Annotated in this window: 4 protein-coding genes and 1 pseudogene; 4 read left to right on the top strand and 1 reads right to left on the bottom strand. The window is 62.6% G+C overall.

Going from position 1 to position 8134, the window contains the following annotated elements:
* Nucleotides 1-293 precede the first annotated feature (293 nt).
* The 4 genes and pseudogenes from P8K07_11445 (at nt 294) to P8K07_11430 (ending at nt 7495) form a co-directional block, all read left to right on the top strand.
* Nucleotides 294-1400, top strand: coding sequence for a hypothetical protein (locus P8K07_11445; GenBank protein MDG1959132.1), 1107 nt, complete (start codon nt 294-296; stop codon nt 1398-1400).
* A gap of 204 nt (nt 1401-1604) precedes the next feature.
* Nucleotides 1605-4307 carry a PD-(D/E)XK nuclease family protein gene (locus P8K07_11440; GenBank protein ID MDG1959131.1) on the top strand — a complete coding sequence of 901 codons (2703 nt, stop codon included), beginning with the start codon at nt 1605-1607 and terminating at the stop codon, nt 4305-4307.
* Between the two features lie 17 nt (nt 4308-4324).
* Nucleotides 4325-5440: pseudogene (locus P8K07_11435) on the top strand (UvrD-helicase domain-containing protein).
* A gap of 147 nt (nt 5441-5587) precedes the next feature.
* On the top strand, nt 5588-7495 hold the full coding sequence (locus tag P8K07_11430; protein MDG1959130.1) for a 3'-5' exonuclease: 1908 nt from the start codon (nt 5588-5590) through the stop codon (nt 7493-7495).
* A 16-nt stretch (nt 7496-7511) separates the two neighbouring features.
* Here P8K07_11430 and P8K07_11425 read toward each other — a convergent pair whose 3' ends face one another.
* Nucleotides 7512-8048, bottom strand: a complete 537-nt coding sequence (locus P8K07_11425; GenBank protein ID MDG1959129.1) for a tetratricopeptide repeat protein — start codon at nt 8046-8048, stop codon at nt 7512-7514.
* Nucleotides 8049-8134: the final 86 nt, after the last annotated feature.

Here is an 8134-nt window from a genome sequence, read left to right as displayed (position 1 = left end):
TACGGTGCTGCTTGGTCAGCGCCAGACGGTCGTTGCCCGCGTTCTCTTCCCTTCCAACAAAACCTTTTCGCCTCGTGCAGCGATTCTTGTGTCGAAAACGGCGGCTCTCGAGTTGCGGGCGGCAGGTTTGGCGGAGCGGGTTTTAATTCGTGGGTCTCGAGCCGTAAGTGGCAAGTGGCAAGTGGCGAGGGGCGAGGGGCTAGGGGATGCGGCCGAGTGGCCAGGGCGCGCGGCCGCGGCGTGGCGAAACAATCAGGGCGAAAATTGGCGAAGAACAATCGGGGAGGAAGAATTTGAGATACGACGTACAGCAAACGACCGGGGCAGGCGAATTCGAAGAGGCGTCTGTTGAGAAAAGCATCGAAGAGATCATCGGCGGGTTCGCGACAGCGCGTGGTCGCCATTGTCTGGTGGCTATCCTGCCGCATCTGGACCGCAGTTTGCTGCCTGGATTTTTCGAGGCCATGGACGAACTGCCGCCGGGCGAACCGATCGATGTGGTTCTGGCCAGTCATGGAGGCTGCATCGATACGGCCTATGTGATTGCTCGTGCTTTGGGCCGCCGCCGCGCACCTGTGACGATCTATGTCCCGATCTGCGCCAAGAGTGCGGCAACGTTGATCGCGCTGGTAGGTGATGATCTCGTGCTGGGCGCCATGGGAGAGTTGGGTCCGCTGGACGCCCAGTTCGATCATAAGCGAAGCGCGGATACTTCGATCAATTGCTCGGTGCTCTCGACCTTCAAGGCTTTCGAGCAGTCCGCTGGTATCTCGGTCGAACTTTTCGCCTCGGCGCTCTCTCGCGTGCAGGCCGAGACGGGAATGTCGCCTTTTGATGCATCTTCTCGCGCAGCAGAATTGACGGGCAACTTGATGGGGCGAGTCTACGAGCAGGTCGATCCCGTGAAGATCGCCGAATCCGCTCGCGCGCTGGAAGTCGCCACGCACTTCGGGGTTCGTCTGCTGACCCGATATCGCGCCGGATTCAGCCATGAGCAGGCCAAGGCACTTTTTCGCTCACTGGCGCACGACTATCCTTGCCATGGATTTCCGCTGGATCTGGAAGAGTTGTCCGAGCTCGGGGTCCCGGCCCGCGCGGGGCACGAGGAAGAGGCGCACCTGCTGGATCGAATAGGGCGACTCCTGCTGCCGATCGAAGGCCAGTTTCGAGCGCTGGGCGTGATTGAGCCTGAACAGGCGCAGCATGCAGAGATCGAGGAGGCCCGGGCCGAGGATACTGCGGCCGAGGATACTGGGGCCGAGGAGACAGGGGCCGAGGAACCAGAGACCGCAGAGTCTGGCTGTGCAACAGAAGAGAGCACGCAACCTGATATGGGTGTCGATGCCGCGGGGGCGCCGGCGCTGCGTCAGGAGCAGGCTCAGGAGCAGGTCTTCTCCTAGGCTTGATCCTGTCTTGCAAGATGGAGGAAGTGCCCCAGGCTGGGCGCAGCGGCTCCCGGGACTGCCGCCTGGCAACCCGGGGGCCGGCCCGCACCGCGAAAGCGCGCAAGCCGAGTCCGGAACAAAGGGGATCCGGATGATTCACATCAAATGGAGCAGACGAATGGCCTCGAGCGTGATAGCCGCGTCACAAGGAGATTGCAGATGAAAGTTGTATATGACCCTGCCTTTGATGGAGGTACCTGGCCAGGTCCGGTCCTGACGGACGGCGTTTCCGTCGGCGAGTTCCGGGTCGGGCCTCAAGGACTCTTGTCCCTGCTCGAGCTGCACCTGGGGCTTGGGGGGCGAACCACGGCCACCGCGGCCAGAGTGGCCGCAATCGCGGCTATGGTGGAGGACACCGAGGGCTTCTGGAGTGCTTCGGCCGACGCCGATCTTTTTGCCACGGCCCGGCGCCTGCTGGAGCAACGCGATCTCCTGCGTCTTGCCGGTTGGCAGGGCCAATCCTTCACCGATCGCCTCGGCGCGCTGGCGCAGGTCACCGATAGTGCTGCACCGGGGTGGCCGGATCGCATTGCCGCGGTTCTGGACCGACTGCGTGACCTGGGGGAATCGGTCGGCGCCATATGCGACGAGGTTGTGGTCCTGGAGCCCACTGACGACCAGCCCGGATTGTGGCAGGAATTGTTCGTCGCGCTGGGTGAGCATACCCGTGTGCGGCGAGAAACTCCCGCGAAGGCGGCGGCTACCGGAGACCTGAGCGCCGTGCGCGAGGGGACGGGGAACGTTGCCGTTGCCGGCGATGGCAGCGTTCAACTGGTGCGTGCCCACGGCCCGTTGCGCGCGGCAGACGATATCGCCGCGTGGTTGGCATCGCTGGGTCCGACAGAAATCGACCACACGTTGATCATCGGGGCCGATGCGACGCTGGATCGGGCGCTGGCACGACACGGCCTTCCTGTGGTGGGTGCTCCGTCGGATTCGTCCGACGTACCTCTGCTCCAGATCCTGCCGCTCGCGCTATCTCTGATTTGGGCGCCGGCGGACCCGCAACGTGCCCTGGAGTTGTTGAGCCTGCCGCAATCTCCCGTTCCCGGTGGCCTCAGACATCGGCTGGCCCGGGCCTTGGGTGAGTGGCCATCCACCCGCAGTGACGATTGGAAAACTGCGCTCGAACAGGGCCTCGCCGGAATCCCGGAGCCGCGACGCGAAAGGGTCGCGCGACGGATCGATGTTCTCTTTGGCGCCCGCACGGAACGCGATTCTGAATGTTCGCTCGAGGAAATCGAAAATCGAGTCGACGTGATCGCCGGGTGGGCACGAAGCCAGCTCGCATTCATGGAGCGCGGAGAGAAACTGGACGCGACACAAGAAGATTCTCCGCAACCTGATAATCTCCGTGCCGTGATTTCTTCGAGTGTGCCCGCCTGGGGTGCTCTCCTCGGTCAGTTGCGTATTTTTGGGGAACTACTGACCGCGACGAAAGCCAGCATGTTCTCCTCTGCCGAACTGGGCCGGCTCCTGTCGGCGGCGACCGCCGCAGTCTCGCTTCCGGCCGACAACCGGGCCGAATCCGGTTTCATTTCGGTCCGAGAGCCTGGTGCCGTCACCGCACCTGTGCGTCGAATCGTCTGGTGGCAGTGCACAGCATCGACCTGGTCGGAGCCGGCCCGTGCGGGTATTCCGCCCGGCGATATCAAGGCGTTGAACGCCGAAGGGATCCTTTTGCCGGACCGGGGCCAGCAGACGTCGACCGCTTTCGATCGCGCCATGCGCCCCCTTCTGATGGCCTCCGAACAGCTGGTGCTGGTTGCGCCGCACACCGAGGTTGACGGAACGGAGGCTTCCCCCCACCCGGTATGGGATGTCGTCGGGGCGCGACTCTCTTCCGAGACCGAGGCCAAAATCGTGCGAGCCGTCCCCCGAGGTGATCTCGATCAGCCGACACGCTCGTTGCGGAGCGCCGCGCGGGCACGTCAGGATTGGACAATCGATCCGTTGAGAGAGGTGAATTGGCCGGATCGGATTTCCCCAAGTGCAATTGGTCGCCTGCTCGGCTGCAGTTTTTCCTGGGCCGTGGAGAGAGTCGGAAGAGTCCGGCGGAATTTTCCAACCCGGCTACCCGAGGGCCCACTTCTGTTTGGTAGATTGGCTCACGAGGTGCTCGCTGAGGTTTTGCGCGAGGCAGCGGCCGCACCCGAAAAGGCGGTACCAGACGAGGCTGCCTTCCGTGCTGCCTTGCTTGCCGGCGTGATCTTCGATCGTGAGGCAACGCTGCGGGCAGCCTCCCTCTGTCTGCCCGGCGCGGAACGCGATCTCGCGGCGGCGAGATTCGCCGTGGTCGAAAGTGCCCGCGAAATCACGCGGCTGATGGGGGAGGCCGGGGCATATCCGTTCGCGGTCGAGACCGAAGTGGAGACGCCCTTTGATGCAGGAATGACTCTCAGAGGCACGCCTGACCTGGTGGTCGGTGCCGCGCAGGGAGTGGTCGATTATAAATGGGGCGGCGCAACGGGCCGGCGCAAAGAGATTGAGAACGGTGATGCCTATCAACTTGCTGCCTATTCCCGAATGCTCTCCTCGGGCCGTGACGCCAAAATCCCTTTCGCCTATTTCATACTCACTCGGCAGGAATTGCTGCCCGGACCCGGGATGCCGATCGGTGGGGCAGCTCTGGAGGGTCCCTCGCCGAAAGATTCATGGGAGAGAGTGGAGGACGCCGTGCAGCAGGCTCGGGAAGATTTGGATGGAGGTCGAATTGTGGCGCGCTATGAGGCCGCTGCAAGCCGTCCTTCCTGGCAGAGCAAAAAGGATGAAAAGCGAGGCCTCGAAATATCGCCGCCTTGCCAGTACTGCGATTTGGACGCCGTTTGCGGTCGTCGCTTCGCGCAGGGGGGTGGATCGTGAGTGGCGCAATTGAAATCGTGTCTGCGAGCGCAGGTACCGGCAAGACCTATGCGATCACCGAACGTCTGAAGGAGGCGTTGCTGAGCGGACAGGCGCGCCCGGAGGCGGTGGTCGTCACGACATTTACCCGCAAGGCGGCAGCCGAACTGCGCGAGCGGACTCGCAAGTCGCTTCTGGATGCCGGGCGCCTTGATTTGGCCCGTCGCCTGGGTGCAGCCCGAATCGGGACTGTCCATTCGGTTTGCGGGGGGCTGGTGGATGATCTCGCGCTGGAGTTGGGGTTGCCGCCGGGACTCCAGATTCTGGAAGGGGATGCGGCCGGTCGCGAATTGAACCGTGCGCTATCGAAAGCTGCCAGCCCCGAGCAGCAAAGCCAGCTTGCCGAAATTCAGAGCCGAATGCCGGAGGAGGACTGGGGACATGCGGTCAAGCGTCTGGTGGACAGTGCGCGGCTCTACGGTTTTTCTGCGGAAAAATTGCGTTCTGCGGCACGGGGAAGCACGGATGAGGTTCTCGCGATGCTGGGACAACGTGGCGATCAGGCCAAGATCGAATCCACGTTTCTTGAAGCTCTCAAGGCGGCCCGGAAGTATTTTGCAGGTTTCAAGAAGCCGACGGGCTATGTGAGCAAGGCACTCGACCGCGCACAGGGAATCGCCGACAGTTTTGACAAGCCATCAGGGACCCGTTGGTCGGAATGGAATTATTTTTGTTCTTTTGCGGAGAAAACTGCGGTTCAAAAAGAGGTCGAAGGCGGAAATCCTCTGGCGGCCCTCTGCGAGGCCGCCGAGCGGCATCGGGCGCATCCGGTATTGCACGACGATCTTCGGAACTGGATTACTTTGGTATTCGAAATCGCGGCGCAGGCTCTGGCGGATTATACCGAGCACAAACGGACACTGGGTGTCGTGGACTTCGTGGATCAGGAGACTTACGCGGTGCGTGCGTTGACGGACCCGGAGATTCGCGCCTCTCTGGAAGGCGATGTGGATCTGGTTCTCGTCGATGAGTTTCAGGATACCAGCCCGATTCAGCTCTAAATCTTCCTGCGATGGTCCGAGCTGGCACAAAGCAGCATCTGGGTTGGAGATCAGAAGCAGTCAATCTACGGGTTTCGCGAGGCGGATCCCGATCTGCTGGATCAAGCCGTCGCCGCGATCCTCGGCGACACGCTGCCGGAAACTCTGAATCAATCCTGGAGATCACGCCCTGATCTGGTCGATCGCACATCGAAGATCTTTGCCGATGCCTTCGCTGCACACGGCGTCTCCGAGGATCTGGTGCGGATTACCGCAGCCATGTCCGAGGAGCCGGCAGGGTTGGGCCCGGTTCTGGAACGCTGGCAACTGGAGAAGGCCAAGGCTGCCGACTTTCCATCGACCGTCGCCGACGGATTGCGGCAACTTCTGGATGACGACGAGGTTCGGGTCCGGGATCCGTTGACTGAGGAGGTCCGTGCCGTGGAGCCTCGTGACGTGGCGATCATCTGTCGGCGCGGGGAGAAGGCATTGGGTGTGGCGAATGCCCTCGAAGACGCCGGGATCCCGGCCAATGTCGAGCGCAAGCGGCTGGTCGATACCCACGAGTGTGCGGTGGTACTGGCGGGGCTCGCACTCTGGGTGGACCCGAAGGATTCGCTGGCTCTTGCGGAATTGGCGCGCTTGCTGGGGGGCAGTGATCCGGACGAATGGCTGTCCGAACTGCTGTCGCCTGTTGGCGATGCCGACTTGGCCGCGCAGGCCGCTCTGGCGCAATTGCCGAAATCTGTCGAAGAACTCCGGGCACGGCAGGATGAAGCCTCGATCGCGGGATTGCCGGCAGCGATCGAGCGGGTTGTGGAGATTCTGGAATTGCGCGAGCTGTGCCTGTCCTGGGGTAACGCCGAGCAGAGATTGGCGAACCTGGATGCCCTGCGGGCCTACGGCGTCCGATTTGCGGAAGAGACGATTTCAAGCGGCGGCGTTCCGACGATTCCGGGTCTGCTGGACCATCTTGCTCGGCAGGATTCTCGCGACGAGAAGGATCGCAGCGACATGCAAGGCGTGCCGGTCGATCGCCCCGGTGTGACGGTGATGACCTATCATGCGGCGAAAGGCCTTGAGTGGCCGGTGGTGATTCTGCTGGAAACCGACTGGAGCAGGGACCCACAGATCCTTGGAGTGTCGCTGTCCTGGAATGAGGAGATATCGATGAGCCTGGATTCTCCTCGCGCAGGTCGCAGTGCGCGCTATTGGCCCAATCCCTATTCCAGGAATACGAAAAACTCGCTGTTTCACGAAAAGGCCAACGATCATCCGGACGCGAGGGCCGCGCGCGAGAGAGCCGAGAAGGAGGCGCTCCGCGTTCTTTACGTCGGGTGGACGCGCGCCCGCGATCGTCTGGTTCTGGCCAGCGAGGCGGACAAGCTGGACAAGGGCATGCTGGGCCACCTGGCAACGACGGCCCTTGCTGAGCCCACAGAAACGAGCGCGCGCGAAGAAGGCGGCGAGGTTCTCGAAGGCTCGGTCAACTGGGGCGGCGGGCAGTCAATTCGAATACCGCTGCGCACAGGCGCGATCCGCTCACCCCAACGCCCCGAACCCCGGCCGGGCCGTGGACCCGTGGCTGCGGGCCGCGCCAGCTTTTCGCCGGCGCGCATTCCTGCTTCCGAGATCCGCGCGGCGGGCGAGGTCAAGGATCAGGTGGCTCTGGGTTCTGCGATCGCGTTGGCCGGAAGCCCGGATATGCGTGATCTGGGAGAGGCGTTGCACGGTTTTCTCGCGGTCGATCGTCCCGGCTATGCAACCGAGCTGCGTCAGCAACTGGCGCGTGACCTTCTGGGTCGCTGGTGCGTGGCCGATACCCTCTCGGTGGACTCGCTGCTGGAGGTGGGAGATCGGCTCGTAGAGTTTGTGCGGGAGCGCTGGCCCGAGGCCCGGTGGCATCGGGAACTTCCGCTGCAGATGCGACGCGACGACGGCACGGTGGTTGCGGGCATCGCGGACCTGGTTCTCGAGACCGCCGACGAATGTGTCGTGATCGACCACAAAAGCTTCCCGGGTGGACTGAGTGAGGACCCGGAGCGGGTCGAGGAGTTCAGTGGCCAGCTGGGGGCCTACGTCTCGATCATGTCGCGGGCCTGTCCGGGCAAGGAACTTTCGGCTTGGGTCCACCAGGGGATTGCGGGGAAGATGGTGCGGCTGCGGTAGGAGGTCACAGGAGAGGCTAGGCGAATCGCGCAGGGGGCCAGCCTGCGCCCCGAGTGTGGTGTCGCAAGAGGCTGCAGGGAAGTCCGACGTGCCCCGCGGAGCTATCGGATCGCAGGAAGGCCTCGTCTGCTTCTTTTTTCTTGCCCTGTTTGTGCAGGGCGATGCCCAGCAAGGCGTAGATTCGCATGGCGTCGAAACTGTCCCGGGTCTGGATCCGCCGCAATTTCTCCTCGGCGTCGGCATAGCGACCCATTTCCAGATACAGGTTGGCAAGATGATCGAGCGTGTCCGAGTAATTCGCATGCTCGATGCCCAGCAGTGCGGCCTCGAGCTTCAGGACCTGTTTGTAGCAAGCCTCGGCCAGTTGGTGTTCGCCTGTTCGCTGGTAGGCGAGGGCGAGATTGAAGTACGCCGTGCAGATGTCGTGGGTGGGGCCTTCGGTGATCTCGCGAAAGAGGGCGTCTTTGGCCGGAGGCAGTGCCTCTGCGTATTGTTCTCTCTCCAGAAGGGCTTCGATAGTTGCGTTTTGCTGGGCGAGGCTAGGCGTGCTCATTCTGACTTGGTGATCTATTTCACGATGAGTTGCAATGGATTGGGCGCGGGCGTGAGCGGTGTTTGCAAGGTTTCAGTTCGTTTCGT

Source organism: Candidatus Binatia bacterium (genome assembly GCA_029248525.1).
In the GTDB taxonomy this organism is placed as follows: domain Bacteria; phylum Desulfobacterota; class Binatia; order UBA12015; family UBA12015; genus UBA12015.
This window is presented reverse-complemented; position numbering and strand designations above follow the sequence as displayed.

Bases quoted from the DNA above. Each gene is read 5' to 3' on its own strand.
- P8K07_11440 (MDG1959131.1), top strand. From the start codon at position 1,605: ATGAAAGTTGTATATGACCCTGCCTTTGATGGAGGTACCTGGCCAGGT.
- P8K07_11425 (MDG1959129.1), bottom strand. From the start codon at position 8,048: ATGAGCACGCCTAGCCTCGCCCAGCAAAACGCAACTATCGAAGCCCTT.